This is a genomic window from Nocardia grenadensis NBRC 108939 (assembly GCF_001613445.1).
Classification (GTDB): Bacteria; Actinomycetota; Actinomycetes; order Mycobacteriales; family Mycobacteriaceae; genus Nocardia; species Nocardia grenadensis.
In genome coordinates this window covers 44,287-58,537 of record NZ_BDCJ01000021.1, presented here as the reverse complement: position 1 = coordinate 58,537, position 14,251 = coordinate 44,287, and the positions used below count along the sequence as shown (strand labels likewise).

Genomic DNA, 14,251 nt, shown 5'->3' with positions numbered 1-14,251 from the left:
CCGATGTTGGGACGAAATGTGGAAGCTCAGGTAGTGCGCGAAGAGAGCCCTTCCGGGTGCGGGGAGCGAACTCCCGCGGTCTCGTACCGGGTATCGCTGGCCAGACGGCTCGTCACGATCCTCGCGGTGATCTTCACCGTGTCGATGGCGACGCCGGTGGTGGCCTACGGTCAGTCCTACGGGTTCGACGAGACCTGTAACGAGATACACGATGCGCTGGACGAGCTCGGTATCCCCGGGATCTCGCTCGGCGACGCCGCCTCGGCGGTCTGCAAGGCGGGTAATGCCGCCACCCATCCCGGGGAAGCGGCCACCGCGGTCAAGGACAAGGCGTGGGATTCGACCTTCGGCAAAGTGGTCGATTCGCTGATGAACGGTCTGGGCGAAGCCATCATCCTGGCGTTGACCTTCTGGATGAAGGTGCCCAACGAGGTGGCCAGCGATTCCGGTTCGCTGTTCACCAAGATCAACGACTACACGTATCAGATACAGATACTGCTGTTGATGGCCTCCATCATCATCACGGGCCTCAGATTGGCCGAGGCCAGACGCGGCGGCGCGATGCAGGAGGCGGCCGAATCGTTCCGGATGTTCACCCGGGTGGTGTTCAGTTCCTGGATGCTGGGCGCGGTGATCGTGGCCGGCACCGTGGCCTCCGACCGTTTCGCCGAATGGATCATCCAGGACTCCACCGACGGCAATGCCCGCAACATGGCCGAGCTCATGGTGAAAACCAGTAAGTTGCAGGCCTTCTCACCCGGTCTGGTGCTCATCATCGCGATCGTCGGCCTGCTCGGGGCGCTGGCCCAGATCGTGCTGGCCATCGTCCGGCAGGGCCTGCTGGTGATCGCGGCCGGTGTACTGCCGCTGGCGGCCGCCGCCTCCGGGATGAGTACCGGTAAGCAGTCGTATCAGAAACTCGTCGGCTGGATCATCGCCTTCATGCTGTGGAAACCGGTGGCGGCGATCGTCTACATGATCGCGTTCACCACCGCCGGGCACGTGGACGGGATGACCCCGGCGGGCGGACTACCCGAGGCGGAGGAAGCCCAGCGCATGCTGGTGGCCATCGTGCTGCTGTGCAGTGTCGCGTTCGTCCTGCCCGCGCTGATGCGGTTGGTGACGCCGGCGGTCGCCATTGTCGGCAGCGGCGGTTCGGGTCTGACTGCGACCGGCGGAACCCTCATCGCGGCAGCCGGTCTGGGCGCCATGGGTACCAAGGCAGTCGGTGCGAAGGGCGCCGCGGCGCCCGGCCGGGCCGGCTATGTGGGCGGTGCGGCCGGTCCGCCGCCGCCCGGCGGCGGCCGCGGTGGTGGCGCCCCCCGGCCGATGCCCCCGCCGCGGGGTGGCGGAGGCGGCGGCGCGCCGGCCGGTGGGCAGGGACCTCGGTCGAGTGGGTCGCCGGGCGGTGTACCGTCCGGTGCGTCCCGTGTGGCCAACAGAATGGGCGCGACCCGTGCCGCGACCGCCGGGATGACCCGCGCGGACCAGACCATGGGTGATGTGGCGGGCGACCGCTGGACCAACCGTTCCCCCGACCTCGGTAGGAGCACCATCCCGCGATGACGAGCACCGAAATCTACGAACGCCGTTCCTACGGTCTGTGGCAGAAGCCCCGCAGCGCCGGACTTTTCGGGCTGCGGTGGGAAGAGACCGTGCTCGGCTTCGTGGTGGTGATCACCGCGCTGCTCACCGCTATGATCGGCGGTTTCCAATGGGGCGCTGTCGTCGGCGGGGTCGGTGTGGTGATCATGGCCCCCCTCGTCATGCGGCGCGGTGGGCGTTCGGGCTACGAGACGGGATTGATGATGTTCCACTGGATGCGTTCGCGTAACCGCGGTGAGCACGTGTACCGCGGCGGCCGGTTCTCCCGGGTGCCGGGTGGTTTCACCCGGCTGCCGGGGTTGCTCGCGCCCTCCAAGCTCTACGAGGGGATCGACGCCGGCGGTTACAGCTTCGGGATGATCCACCTGCCGCAGTTCGCGCAGTACACGGTGGTGCTGCGGGCGTGGCCGCAGGGTCATGAGGCGGTGGACCAGCCGGTGATCGACCGGTGGGTGTCGGCCTGGGGAACCTTCCTCGCCTCGGTCGGCCAGACCAGCGATATCGTCGCCGTGGTGCCGGTGATCGATACTGTCCCGGAGACCGGGAACCGGTTGCTCACCGAGGTTTCCACCATTACCCGGCCGGAGGCGCCGGATCTGGCACAGCAGGTGATGTACGAGCTGGCCACCGAATTGCCGCAGGAGCGGGTGCAACTGCTGCCCCGGGTCGCCATCACCTTCAAGGCGACCACCGCCGAGCGGCGCAAGAATCCGGCGGAGGAAGCGGTCGAGATCGGCCGCCGGCTACCGGGTATCTGCGCCGCGCTCGCCGAAGCCGGGGTCCGGGCGCAGCCCATGTCGGCCGACGAGGTGATCTCGTTCATCCGGCGCAGCTACGATCCGGCCTCCCAGGCCGACCTCGAGGTGGCCGCGGGCGAGCCCGAGGGCCACGGCCTGGACTGGGCCGATGCCGGGCCGGTCTCGCACGACGAGAAATGGGATCACCTCATCCACGACGGCGGCCGGTCGGTGACCTGGGAAATGGACACCGCACCGGAGGGCGCGGTGGACGAGCGGGTGCTGCAGCGGCTGCTGGCGCCGAATCCGGAGGTGCCGCGGAAACGAATCGCCATTGTGTACCGGCCGCATTCGGCGGCGGACGCGGCCGAGATCGTCGACGACGATTTCAAGAACGCCCTGGTCGCCCAGCAGAGCGAACGGGGTGTGGTGTCGGCGTCGGCGACCCTGCGGGTCGGCGCGACCCAGCAGGCCCGGGAGGAGCAGGCGCGCGGTCACGGTGTCACGCGGTTCGGCGCCCTGGTCACCATCACCGAGCCGAATCGCGGTGACCTGCCGCGGATCGAGGCGATCACGCGCGACCTGTCCACGCAGGCCCGGCTGAAGATCCGCCGTTGTTACCGCTACCAGGCGGCGGCCTTCGCGGCATCGCTCGGTTGCGGGGTGATCCTGCCCGAGCACGCGACCATTCCCAAAGCATTGGCGGGGTGAACGACTGATGGCACGCGAGCACGAGCCACCCGTACGGGAGCGCGACAGAACCCGGGTCGCCACCGGCGACCGGGCGCGGTCCGGCCGGGACGACGAACGGCATATCCGGGACGGCCGGCGCGGATCCGGCGCCGCCGAAGGGCACGATCCCGAACGCTCGCGGGCCGATCGCCGAACCCGCACCGGGCGTGACGGCTCGGCGGGCACCCGGGAACGGGCCCGCCGCAACCGGGTCGATACGGCCGCCGACCGGGCGATGGGCACACCGGAGTTCGACAAGGCGGCCCGCCGGGCGAAGGCGCGGGCCGAGAAGCGCCGGCAACAGGGCCCGCCGCTGCTCGACGCGGCCACCCGCTCGCGGCTCGAGGAGGTGAGCCGGGAAGGCGCGGGTATCCGGGCCGCCTGGGCCACCTTCCGGATCCGTACCGACGATATCCGCCGCCGTAACTACGCCGCGCGCGCCGAACAGGAATACCAGGACGGATTCGACCGCCAGACCGCCCAGTTGACCGACCGCGGGTTCGCCGGGGCCGGCGGTGGCCGGATGAACGTGGTGGGCCGCCCGGTCGAGTACCGGGCCACCACCGCGCAGGTCGCGGGGCTGTGGCCGTGGTCGGTCGGGGCCGGCGCACCGCTGATCGGTACACCGCTCGGTTCCCATCTGCACACCGGGGCTCCGGTGTGCTTCGATCCGATGAACTGGTTCATGCGCGGTAGCTTCATCACCGCGCCGAGCCTGTTCGTGCTGGGCCTCAACGGCTTCGGTAAATCGTCGCTGGTGCGGCGGATCGTGCTCGGTGGGGTCGCGCAGAACATTACGCCGCTGGTGCTCGCCGATGTGAAACCCGATTATCGGCGGTTGGTGGAACTGGTCGGCGGTCAGGTGATCGATCTCGGGTACGGCCACGGCAAACTCAACCCGCTGGCGGGCGGCGTGCTCGGCGATATCGTGCCGCGGCTGGGGGAGCATCCCGAGTTGCAGGTGCAGGTGCTGCAGGATCTGCGGGCCCGGCAGGTGACACTGATCGCCGGGCTGGTGGAACTGGTGCGTGGCGCGCGGGTACGCGATTACGAGGAGACACTGATCTCCACCGCTCTGCGGATCCTGTACCGGCCGGGCAGCGGATTCACCCCCGACCAGCCGCCGATCATGGAGAATCTGCTCGAGGTCATTGTCGCCGGCGGCGAGGAGATGATGCTCGATGCCGGTGCCGACAGCCCCACCGAGTACCACGAGGCGATCCGCGGATTGCGGCGGTCGCTGCGGGCCCTCACCCAGGGTCCGTTCGGCGCGGTGTTCAATGGGCAGACCTCGGTACCGATCGATACCGATTCGGTAGCGGTATGCATCGATGTGTCCCATATCCCGAACGGGGACAAGAAGCTCAAGGCCGCCGTCATGCTGGCCTGCTGGGCCGACGGATTCGCCGCCGTGGAGGCAGCGCATACGCTCACCGACGCGGGGATGGCCCCGCAGCGGTACTTCCAGGTCGTGATGGACGAGCTGTGGCAGGTGCTGGGCCTGGGCGATTTCATGGTCGACCGGGTCGACGAACTCACCCGTCTGCAGCGCGGTATCGCCACCGCCCTGATCATGATCAGCCACACCATCAAGGACCTGCAGTCGTTGGGTTCGGAAGCGGCCATCGCCAAGGCCCTCGGTTTCCTGGAACGGGCCCGCGCCAAGATCTTCGGCGCCCTGCCCGCCGAGGAGATCAAACGGCTGGACAGCACGGTGCCGTTCACCGCGGCCGAAGAGGAGATGGTGACCAGCTGGTCGGCGCCACAGGCGCTGACCGGTGAGGCCCTCAGGCCGGGACAGGTCAGACCGTCGCCACCGGGCACCGGCAAGTTCCTGCTGAAGATCGGTGAGGACCGGCGGCCGGGAATTCCCTTCCATATGGAATTCACCGCGGCCGAGAAACTCAGCGGGATCCACGACACCAACCAGCGTTTCGAGGAATTCACCTCCTATCCGGGGCGCTATGCGGCCGAGCAGGCCGCGGCGCCGGACAGTACGTATCCGGTAGGCGGGAGCAATTCATGATGCCGCATCGGTCCTATCGCCGGGTCTCGCCGGAGGTCCGGGCCGCCGCGGTGGAACAGGTGCTCGCGCTCACCGGCAAGCTGCGCAGCGAATCGGAGGCGTGCCGGTTGGTCGCCGAACAGATCGGGGTACACACCAATTCGGTACGCAACTGGGTGCGCGCGGCGGAGGGACCGAGCCTGGAGCGGATGGACGCGGCCGCCCTGCGCCGCAAGGTCGCCGCGTTACAGCAGCAATTGGCGGCGGCCGCGGAGGTGAACCGCGCCCTGGCCGACACCCTCAACGAAACCCGGCGCGAGACGTGAACCCCGCGGGAGCGCGGTGAACGCGAAATCGGTGCTGTGGACCTGCCTCGGTCTGGTACTCGGTCTGATGACGGTCATCCTCGTCATCGTGATGCCCGCCGTGGACGACCCGTGTGAGGGCGGATCGGTTATCGACCCGAGCCGGGCGACGCTGCCGCCGCTGGGCGGGTACCCACCCGGCGACCCGCGTGCGGCCGCAGCGACAGGAATACCGGACGGTGCCACCGTCAACCCCACCGCGACCGCGACGCCCTCGCTGGCCGCCGGCGCGGGTCCGCTGGGCCGCAGTTGGCCGATGGCCGCCGGCACCTATTCGGTCTCGGATGTGTTCGGTTCGCGCGGTGGCGGGCACAAGGGTGTCGACCTGGCCGCGCCGGACGGCACCCCGATCTTCTCGGTGGCCGACGGAGTCGTGGTGGCCGCGGGACCGGCCTCCGGTTTCGGGAACTGGATCGTCGTGGATTCGGTCGACGCGGGCAACGGGCGCGCGTATTCCGCGGTGTACGGACATATGTGGGACAGCGGGGTGCTGGTGCGGGTCGGCCAGACCGTGCACGCCGGCCAGCATATCGGTGCGGTGGGATCGGCCGGTGAATCCAGCGGGCCCCATCTGCATTTCGAGATCGTGCCGGGTGGCCGGTTCACGGGCGGCCGGCAGATCGACCCGCTGCCCTGGCTCGACGGCGCACCCACCCCTGATCTGGGTGGTGCCCGTGCCTATTCCACCGATCCGGCCTGTGTGCGCGGTTTCGGCACGCCGGGTGGGGCATTGGCGAATGGGAAGGTGCCGCCGGAACTGGAGATCTGGTACCGCCGGGCGGGGTCGCTGTGCCCCGAGGTCACCCCGTCCCTGCTGGCCGCGCAAGGGCGGCAGGAGTCCGGTTTCCGGCGCGGGCTCACCTCGCCCGCGGGCGCGCAGGGGCTCGCGCAGTTCCTGCCCGGCACCGCCGCGAGTATCAATCCCGACGACGGTCAGCCGTATGTGATCGATGCCGACGGTAACGGGGTGGCCAGCGTATGGGACGACGGTGACGCCATCGTCGGGCAGGGCCGGTACATGTGCGCGATCGCGCACAAGATCACCGGCTGGCTCGGCGAGGGGCGGGTGCAGGGCGATGTGGTGGCGTTGACGCTGGCCGCCTACAACGCGGGCGAGGGCGCGGTGCTGGCATCCGGCGGTATGCCGAACCAGGTGGCCGCGCACTACTCCGAAACGCAGCCCTACGTCACCAATATCCTGGCCATGGAAGCGGAATACCGCGATCCGGGAGCCGCGGGCCGTTTCACTCCCGACACCGAGGGGTCGGTCGGTGACCAGGTGGTCCAGGCCGCGCACGAATGGCTGGGCACGCCCTACGTGTGGGGCGGCGGTGGCCCGCAGGGGCCCAGCGGCGGCGGGCTCGACGGGCCGGGCCTGACCTCGGCGGCGATATTCGCCGCCTCGTCCGGTGCGGTCTCGCTGCCGCGCACCGCCGAGCAGCAGTGGGAGTCCGGGACCGAGGTGCCGGTCGCCAAGGCGCAACCGGGGGATCTGGTGTTCAGCGAATTCGGCCCGCGCGGACCCGCGCGGGTCGGGATCTACAGCGGGAACGGGCAGATGATCCAGGCGGCGCCCGCGCTGACCGCGGACTCTCCCGGTGGGGTGGCCCAAACCGCCGTACCCGGCGACGCCCGGATGAGGAGGGTGCTGTGAACACGCGCAGATCGGCGCCGTTTCCGAGGTCCGGGCGGTTAGCCTGGAACGAGAAGACGAGTGCTGGTGCGGGACTGGTGGTGGTGCTGATGCTGGGCATCACGGTACTGAGCGGATGCGGCGGCAGTGGCGAGGACGTGGGATCGGGTGGCACCGTGGCCACCTCTACCCCCCGGCGGCTCGAGGCCGTGCCCGCCCCGGACCCGGTGACCCCGGACGGGGTCGCGGTGGTGGCCCTGCGCGAGATCTATCAGTGGGAGCCCGCCACCGAGGTTCCGGGTGACTCGCTGAAACGCGCGCGGAAATGGCTGGGCCCCAGTCTGGTCCGGGTGCTGGACGCGTCGACCGCCCGCGCCGGCGCGCCGGCAGTCTCACTGCGGTGGGGCGACTGGGCGGCGGCCGGGGCGCGGGTGGAGGCCTTCACCTTCGCCTCCGGCGACCGGCCGCCGGCCGGGCCGGATCCCGGTGTGCAGCAATTCAAGATCGGAATCGAGCAGACCGTCGTCTATCCGGACGGCCGCGAGGAACCCCTGGCGCCGTCCACTGTCATCGCGACCGTCGTTCGTACGCCGCAGGGTTGGCGTCTGGACGGCTACCGGTGACCCGGCAGGCATCATTCAGGAGGCAGTAATGGCCAAGAAGAAACCGGTGAAGGACCCGGCCGCGATCGGGCCCGATCTGACCCTCATCGCGATCTACGTCGGCGGCGCCGTCCTGGGAACCCTCTGGGTGGCCCTGCATCTGGGCAATATGCTCTCGTTGCGGAAGCAGGACATGCCGGTCAACCCGATCGATATCATCGCCGGGATGGTCAAGGGTGAGTTGCACTGGCCCACCGGTACGACGGTGATCCTGCTGCTCGTCCTGCTCGCGCTGGCCCTTTTCGTGCTGTACCGGCGCCGGGCCACGGCCAGACGCCTGGTGGGGCGCCTCGCGGTGGACGACAAGGCCGACGTGATGGGCAACGGCGGCGCCATCGCCGCCCTGACCGAGGCCGGCGTCCGGGAGAAGGCCCAGAACATGGGCGTCAAGCTCGGCTACAACGACGCACCCGGGGTGCCGATCGGCGTCGCCGTGGCCGACGGCACGATGCTCTACGGCTCCTATGAGGATCTGCATTTGGACATCTGGGGCCCGCGGCAGGGTAAATCGACCTCACGGGTCATCCCGGCGATTCTCACCGCCATCGGCCCGGTCCTGGCCACCTCGAACAAACGCGATGTGGTGGACGCGACCCGCGATGTCCGCGAGGCCAAGGGCAGCCGCACCTTCGTCTTCGACCCGCAGGGTGTGGCCGCCGAAGACCCCACCTGGTACTGGAATCCGCTGGCCTGGGTGGACGCGAACAGCGACGGCTGTGAGATGCGGGCCGCGCGCCTGGCCGGCCATTTCGCCGACAGCGACAGCGGTTCCGATTCCCGCAACGACGCCTTCTTCGATCCGGAAGCCGAGGATCTGCTGGCCGGACTCTTCCTGGCCGCCGCGATCGCGAAGAAGCCGATCACCCAGATCTGGGAATGGGTGACCGATCCGCAGAACATCGAACCGATCAAGTTCCTGCGCGATGCGGGCCACGATTTCTCCGCCTCCGGTCTGGCGGCACAGTACAACGCCGACCCGCGGACCCGCAGCGGTATCTTCGGCACCGCCAAGAAGATGGTGCGCTGCCTGAAACTGCGCAATGTGCACAAGTGGGTCACCCCCCACGACCCGGAGAAGCACGAGCCGGCCCGGGCCCAGTTCGACGAGCTGGAGTTCATCGAGAAGAACGGCACCCTCTACAGCCTGTCGCTGGAGGGCCGCGGTTCGGCGGCCCCGCTGGTGAGCGCGCTCACCGAGGCCGTGATCGATGTGGCCATGCGCAAGGCGTCGCGTTCGGCCTACGGACGCTTGCCGATTCCACTGCTGGCGGTGCTGGACGAGGCCGCGAACGTGGTCCGGTGGAAGGACCTGCCCAAGCAGTACAGCCACTTCGGCTCGCGCGGCATCGTGGTCATGACCGTGCTGCAGTCCTGGGCGCAGGGCGCTCGGTGCTGGGGTGACGACGGAATGAACGCACTGTGGTCGGCAGCCAATATCAAGGTGCTCGGCAGCGGTGTCGACGACACCAACTTCCTGCGGGAACGGTCCGAGGCCATCGGCGAGCACTCCGCCATTTCCGCCTCGGTCTCCGAATCCAAGGGCGGTAAGAGCTATTCGCGGTCGCTGGGGTCCTCCAAGACCTTCACCGTGCAGGCGCTGGCGACGCTGCCGCGCGGCCGTGCCATCGTGTTCTCCTCCGGGGCCCCACCGGTGCTGGTGCGCACGGTGCCCTGGTGGGAGGGCGATTACGCGTCCGCGGTGAAGAAGTCCATCGAACAGCACGACCCACAGCGCAAGACATTGGTCACCGATCTCATCGGTTCCCCCGCGCTGGTCAAGGAGAAACCCGCGGAGCCGAACCACGGCCCGGCGGGCGCGCCGACGATCTTGGACAAGAAGCCGGCGGGCGCACAGACGGAACCGGATAACGGTCCGGGCGGAACACCACCGGGTCCGGAGAACGGGCCGGGAGAGAGGCAGGAGGTTCGACCGCTGTGACCGAGATTTCGCGAGAGCAGCAGATACCGACCTACAAGAACGTGGTGGAGTTCGTCGAGAACTACCTCAGCGTCGTCTACCGCCGGCAGGTCAGCGATCTCAGCGATACCGTGTGGTGCCCCGAGTGGTGGAAGCATACGGAGGCCATCGCGCGCCTGGACGCGATGTGGCGGGCCTGGGAGCATCTGCGGCAGGACGGCGCCACCGGTATGAGCGTATGGTTCCTCGACCACGCCGACCAGCACATGGCCGTACTCCTCGACCCGAAGGGCCCGTTCAAATATTGCAGTGTGCGCAACGGGCACAAAGACATGCTGGTGCCCCTGCCGCTGACGGCTCCACCCGATGGAATGTTCAGTGATCCGTTCGACAGCACCGAGGAGACCGAGGTTCCCGCCCGGCCGGCCGGTAGCGAAGTCAAGAGCTGACGACCCGCCGGCACCGGATACCGAGAACGCCCGTCCAGCTGGACGGGCGTTCTCCGTATCCCGACCGGAACTCCCTGTCTAGCGGCTGCGTTCGAGGCCTCGGGCGAGCTCCTGCTCCCGGGCGCGTTGCACCGACGGCGCCCGATCGGGCCGGTTGCGTACCGCCTCGCTCGGCGGGGTGGCCTGTCCGACCTCGACCAGCATCCGGGCCGCGGCCAGTTCGGGTGCGACACCGATCTTGGCCAGATGCGCGGCCAGGGCCGCCCGCCGCTCCACCGAGTCGTAGCGCACCGCGTCCGCCGCGCTGCTCACCTGATCGGATTTCTCGGCGAACGAACTCATCGAGAAGCGGTCCTTCTCGAGTTGGACGCCCCGATAACCGGGCGTTTCCCGGTGCGGTACCGAGGTACCCGGTGGCCCGACCTCCGCGACCGACCGTGAAATGGTCTGGGCCAGGGCGAGGTTGCGCGGATCCTTGGCCTTGGCGTCGCGCGCCTCCCGGATCTGCAGCTCCCGGGCCTCTTTCACCCGGGCCTCGGTCATCTTGACCCGCATCTCGGCTTCACGCTGGCCGCGTTCCCGGGCCTTGAGCGCGACCAATGTCGCGATCTGCAACATCGTCTTCATCATGGCCGCGGTTTCCCGGCCGATGTCGTCCAGTTCCTCGGACATGGCTGCTCCCCGATACTGCGGTGTGCACTATTGGATGTTGTGGTGCTCCGGCGTAACGGACCGTGCCGGCGGATCGGGATCCACCGGCCGGCCCGCGGAACCGCCCGGCGAAGGTACGCCCGGCGCGACGTGAGCACCGGGAGAACTCGCGAGCGGTGCCCCGGCCCGGAACTGCGGCCGGAGAACACGACTTGGTCACGCGCACTCCCTTTTTCGAGATTACCCGAGAAATGGGGGCTCAGTCTTCGCAACGTTGCGCCGACCAGCATATATCGCCGGAAACCGAGGTGAGCGGAACGCGCCCGGCGCCGGGGCCGCCGGAATCAGTCGATTCGCACCGACTTCAGCGTGACCGGCTGCGTGGGTTTACCGTCGCCGGGACCGTTGGATTCGTCCTGGCCCTGACCGGCGATCTTGTCCAAGGTGGCCAGGCCGCCCTCGTCCACGGTGCCGAAGATCGTGTAGTTCGGCGGGAGCATCGAATCGCCGTACACGATGAAGAACTGGCTGCCGTTGGTGCCCGGTCCGGCATTGGCCATGGCCAGCACGCCGCGTCCGTAACTGATCGGCTGCTGCAATGCCGGATCGTTCGGCGCGAACTGATCGGTGGGGTACTCGTTGTCGAATTCGTACCCCGGGCCGCCGGTGCCGGTGCCGGTCGGGTCACCGCACTGCAGCACCTTCAGACCTTCACCCTGGGTGAGCCGGTGGCAATCGGTGCCGTCGAAGTAGCCCTGGCCGGCCAGACTGGCGAAGCTGTTCACCGTGCACGGCGACTCGGCGTTGTTCAGCGTCAGCCCCAGCGGTCCCTGGTTGGTATCCACGCTGATGCTCAGTGCGGAGTTGCCGTCACCGGTCTGGATGCCCTCCGCGCGCGGCTTCTCCACCGGCTTGGAGGCAGGTTCCGCGCTGTCCCGGTAGGTGCAGTTCACGCTGGCCGGTTTGGCGGCCGCGGGCGGTGGCGGGGCCGCGCCCGGTGTGCTCGACAGCGAGGCATCCGGGGTCTGCGAGGCATTGGAGGCCGTATCGGCGCTCTCGCCGCCGCGGGTCAGAAAGTACACCCCGGTCACCGCGGCGATCACCACGACGACCCCGAGCGCCGATCCGGCGATGGTCAGTTGTTTACGCTTGCGCGCGCGTTCGGCCCGGTTGGCGAGCTGTCGTTCCAGCTTGCGTTTCGCCGCCGCTCGGCGTTGTTCGTTGCTGGGCACTACCACGTTCCTCCCGTGCGGCGGCCGGGCCGGCAGGCCCGGCCGGTCGCGGCTGGTCTGTTGCTTCCGGCACTAGAGTCTGCCATCTCCGGCGCCCGGCACCCGGATATCGACCGGACCGGCCGCCTCGGGGCGCGGGTAAGGCGGAACCGGTTGGACTCGACCGGGGCGGGTGGGGGAAACTGGTTCACCGTGACCAAGACCAGCAGCTTCTCCGCCCCGAAGGGGGTGCCGGATTACGTTCCGCCCGGTTCGGCCGAGTTCGTCGCGGTACGCGACGGTCTGCTCCGGGCCGCCCGACTCGCCGGGTACGGGCATATCGAGCTGCCGGTCTTCGAGGACACCGAACTGTTCGCCCGGGGTGTCGGCGAGTCCACCGATGTGGTGAGCAAGGAGATGTTCACCTTCTCCGATCGCAGCGAACGCAGCGTCACTCTCCGCCCCGAGGGCACCGCCGGAGTGATGCGTGCGGTGATCGAGCACGGCCTGGACCGCGGCCAGCTACCGGTCAAGCTGAGCTACGCCGGCGCTTTCTTCCGCTACGAGCGGCCGCAGAAGGGCCGGTACCGGCAGTTGCAGCAGGTCGGTGTGGAGGCCATCGGCGTAGACGATCCCGCCCTGGATGCCGAGGTCATCGCGATCGCCGATGCCGGATTCCGCAGCCTGGGCCTGAGCGGGTTCCGGTTGGAGATCACCTCGCTCGGTGACGAGACCTGCCGCCCGCAGTACCGCGAGCGGCTGCAGGAGTTCCTGTTCGGACTGGACCTCGATGCCGAGACCCGGCGCCGCGCCGAGATCAACCCACTGCGCGTGCTCGACGACAAGCGGCCCGAGGTCCGGGAGATGACCGCGACGGCGCCGCTCATGATCGACCACCTGTCCGAATCCGCGAAAACCCACTTCGACCAGGTGCTCGCGCACCTCGACGCGCTCGGTGTGCCCTATGTCCTGAATCCGCGCATGGTGCGCGGGTTGGACTACTACACGAAGACGACCTTCGAATTCGTGCACGACGGCCTGGGTGCCCAGTCCGGGATCGGTGGCGGCGGCCGCTACGACGGACTCATGGCCGAGCTGGGCGGGCAGGCACTGTCCGGGATCGGCTTCGGTCTCGGCGTCGACCGCACGATCCTGGCGCTGGCCGCCGAGGGGGTCACGGCGGGTGATCCGGCCCGCTGTGAGGTGTTCGGTGTCCCACTCGGCGAGGCGGCGAAACAGCGCATGGTGGTGCTGGCCGGTGAACTGCGCGCCGCGGGGGTCCGGGTGGATCTGGTCTACGGCGACCGCGGGGTGAAGGGCGCCATGAAGGCCGCGGACCGGTCGGGGGCGCAGTCCACCCTGATCCTGGGCGATCGCGATCTGGCCGAGGGGACCATCGGACTGAAGGATATGCGGACCGGGGACCAGCGGCAGATCGCCCTCGACGCGATCGTCGCCACGCTGACCACGCGGTAGTCCGATCGGCCGCCACGGGGCCGGAGCGAGCTCCGGCACCCGCCCCGGGGGAATCGTCCGGCGGAACACCGGTCGCCGGAACCGAGCGATTGTGCAATACGCGCGGGCCGAAGGCTCGTAGTACTGTCCGGTGGACCCTGTTCCCGGACCGAAATGCGCGCCGTGACCGATGCACCCCCACCCGACCCCGACCAGCGAATCGGGCTGGACCTTGTCGCCCCCGAGGTCTATGGCCCGGTGCTGCGGCGGCTGGCGCTGGTCGCGGTCGCGCTCGCTCTCGGGGCAGGCGTACTCGCCGGATTGCTGTTCGGCCCGCCGGTGGGGCTGGTGGCGGCATTGGTCGTGGCGGTACCGGCTGTCGGATATGTCGTGGCAGTCCAGCGGCGGCGGTTGTCGCTGCACGGGGCCGTCGTCGAGGCCCGCACCCTGCTGGGTACCCGGTCACTCGATATCGCGGCCGTCACCGGCGTGGAATTGCTCGTGTACCCGGGACGGCTCAGCCGCCTGGTACTGCGTCTCACCGCCGGTCCCGACCGGCAGATCGTCCCGCTGGCCATGTACACCGACGCCGGCAGCGGCCGCGAGCTGCACCTGCTGGGACTGCGGCGGCTGGCGGACGCCTTGACGCGCAGTGCACTGCCCGCGGCACTCGCGGTCGCCGACCTACTCGTCCATCAGCTCCGCGCCGAGGCCCGCGACGCACCGCTGCCGCAGCGGCCGCTGTACCGGGCGGTGACGTTGACCCGGGCCAAGGACTACGTCGCTCCCATCGTGCTCACCGACCAGGAGATCGCGACCCTGTACTGA

At 69.0% G+C, this 14,251-nt stretch carries 12 protein-coding genes; 10 read left to right on the top strand and 2 right to left on the bottom strand.

The annotated features are described in order from the left end of the window. Positions 1–3 precede the first annotated feature (3 nt). From NGR01S_RS22530 to NGR01S_RS22495, 8 genes are all read left to right on the top strand, one after another. Positions 4–1,566, top strand: a complete 1,563-nt coding sequence (locus NGR01S_RS22530; protein ID WP_157107390.1) for a hypothetical protein — start codon at positions 4–6, stop codon at positions 1,564–1,566. Then, positions 1,563–3,053 carry an SCO6880 family protein gene (locus NGR01S_RS22525; RefSeq protein ID WP_063040030.1) on the top strand — a complete coding sequence of 497 codons (1,491 nt, stop codon included), beginning with the start codon at positions 1,563–1,565 and terminating at the stop codon, positions 3,051–3,053. Before NGR01S_RS22530 ends, NGR01S_RS22525 begins: the two co-directional genes overlap by 4 nt. Positions 3,054–3,060: 7 nt before the next feature. Beyond that, positions 3,061–5,100 (top strand): putative type IV secretion/conjugal transfer ATPase, encoded by a 2,040-nt coding sequence (locus NGR01S_RS22520; protein WP_063040028.1) that lies wholly within the window; start codon positions 3,061–3,063, stop codon positions 5,098–5,100. Beyond that, positions 5,097–5,405 (top strand): transposase, encoded by a 309-nt coding sequence (locus tag NGR01S_RS22515; protein ID WP_063040026.1) that lies wholly within the window; start codon positions 5,097–5,099, stop codon positions 5,403–5,405. The genes NGR01S_RS22520 and NGR01S_RS22515 overlap by 4 nt, the downstream gene beginning before the upstream one ends. 67 nt (positions 5,406–5,472) lie before the next feature. After that, the gene (locus NGR01S_RS22510; RefSeq protein ID WP_373861458.1) at positions 5,473–7,098 is read left to right on the top strand and encodes a peptidoglycan DD-metalloendopeptidase family protein; all 1,626 of its coding nucleotides are present in this window, start codon (positions 5,473–5,475) and stop codon (positions 7,096–7,098) included. After that, a complete protein-coding gene (locus tag NGR01S_RS22505) occupies positions 7,095–7,700 on the top strand; it encodes a hypothetical protein (RefSeq protein ID WP_245664717.1) in 606 nt (201 codons plus the stop codon). The genes NGR01S_RS22510 and NGR01S_RS22505 overlap by 4 nt, the downstream gene beginning before the upstream one ends. A gap of 28 nt (positions 7,701–7,728) precedes the next feature. Beyond that, positions 7,729–9,678, top strand: coding sequence for a type IV secretory system conjugative DNA transfer family protein (locus NGR01S_RS22500; RefSeq protein WP_084481595.1), 1,950 nt, complete (start codon positions 7,729–7,731; stop codon positions 9,676–9,678). After that, positions 9,675–10,106, top strand: coding sequence for a DUF4913 domain-containing protein (locus NGR01S_RS22495; RefSeq protein ID WP_245664716.1), 432 nt, complete (start codon positions 9,675–9,677; stop codon positions 10,104–10,106). The genes NGR01S_RS22500 and NGR01S_RS22495 overlap by 4 nt, the downstream gene beginning before the upstream one ends. Before the next feature lie 78 nt (positions 10,107–10,184). Here the strand turns inward: NGR01S_RS22495 and NGR01S_RS22490 are convergent, their stop codons facing one another. Both NGR01S_RS22490 and NGR01S_RS22485 read right to left on the bottom strand, forming a co-directional pair. Next, positions 10,185–10,778 (bottom strand): hypothetical protein, encoded by a 594-nt coding sequence (locus NGR01S_RS22490; RefSeq protein ID WP_063040019.1) that lies wholly within the window; start codon positions 10,776–10,778, stop codon positions 10,185–10,187. Between the two features lie 323 nt (positions 10,779–11,101). Next, a complete protein-coding gene (locus NGR01S_RS22485) occupies positions 11,102–11,989 on the bottom strand; it encodes a peptidylprolyl isomerase (RefSeq protein ID WP_063040018.1) in 888 nt (295 codons plus the stop codon). Positions 11,990–12,181: 192 nt separating this feature from the next. Between NGR01S_RS22485 and hisS the strand changes: the two genes are divergently transcribed. Together hisS and NGR01S_RS22475 are read left to right on the top strand one after the other, a co-directional pair. Beyond that, positions 12,182–13,444 carry a histidine--tRNA ligase gene (gene hisS / locus NGR01S_RS22480; protein ID WP_063040107.1) on the top strand — a complete coding sequence of 421 codons (1,263 nt, stop codon included), beginning with the start codon at positions 12,182–12,184 and terminating at the stop codon, positions 13,442–13,444. A gap of 162 nt (positions 13,445–13,606) precedes the next feature. After that, complete coding sequence (locus NGR01S_RS22475; RefSeq protein WP_373861457.1) at positions 13,607–14,251, top strand: hypothetical protein; 645 nt, start codon at positions 13,607–13,609, stop codon at positions 14,249–14,251.

Bases quoted from the DNA above. Each gene is read 5' to 3' on its own strand.
- NGR01S_RS22530 (WP_157107390.1), top strand. From the start codon at position 4: ATGTTGGGACGAAATGTGGAAGCTCAGGTAGTGCGCGAAGAGAGCCCT.
- NGR01S_RS22525 (WP_063040030.1), top strand. From the start codon at position 1,563: ATGACGAGCACCGAAATCTACGAACGCCGTTCCTACGGTCTGTGGCAG.
- NGR01S_RS22520 (WP_063040028.1), top strand. From the start codon at position 3,061: ATGGCACGCGAGCACGAGCCACCCGTACGGGAGCGCGACAGAACCCGG.
- NGR01S_RS22515 (WP_063040026.1), top strand. From the start codon at position 5,097: ATGATGCCGCATCGGTCCTATCGCCGGGTCTCGCCGGAGGTCCGGGCC.
- NGR01S_RS22510 (WP_373861458.1), top strand. From the start codon at position 5,473: ATGACGGTCATCCTCGTCATCGTGATGCCCGCCGTGGACGACCCGTGT.
- NGR01S_RS22500 (WP_084481595.1), top strand. From the start codon at position 7,729: ATGGCCAAGAAGAAACCGGTGAAGGACCCGGCCGCGATCGGGCCCGAT.
- NGR01S_RS22490 (WP_063040019.1), bottom strand. From the start codon at position 10,778: ATGTCCGAGGAACTGGACGACATCGGCCGGGAAACCGCGGCCATGATG.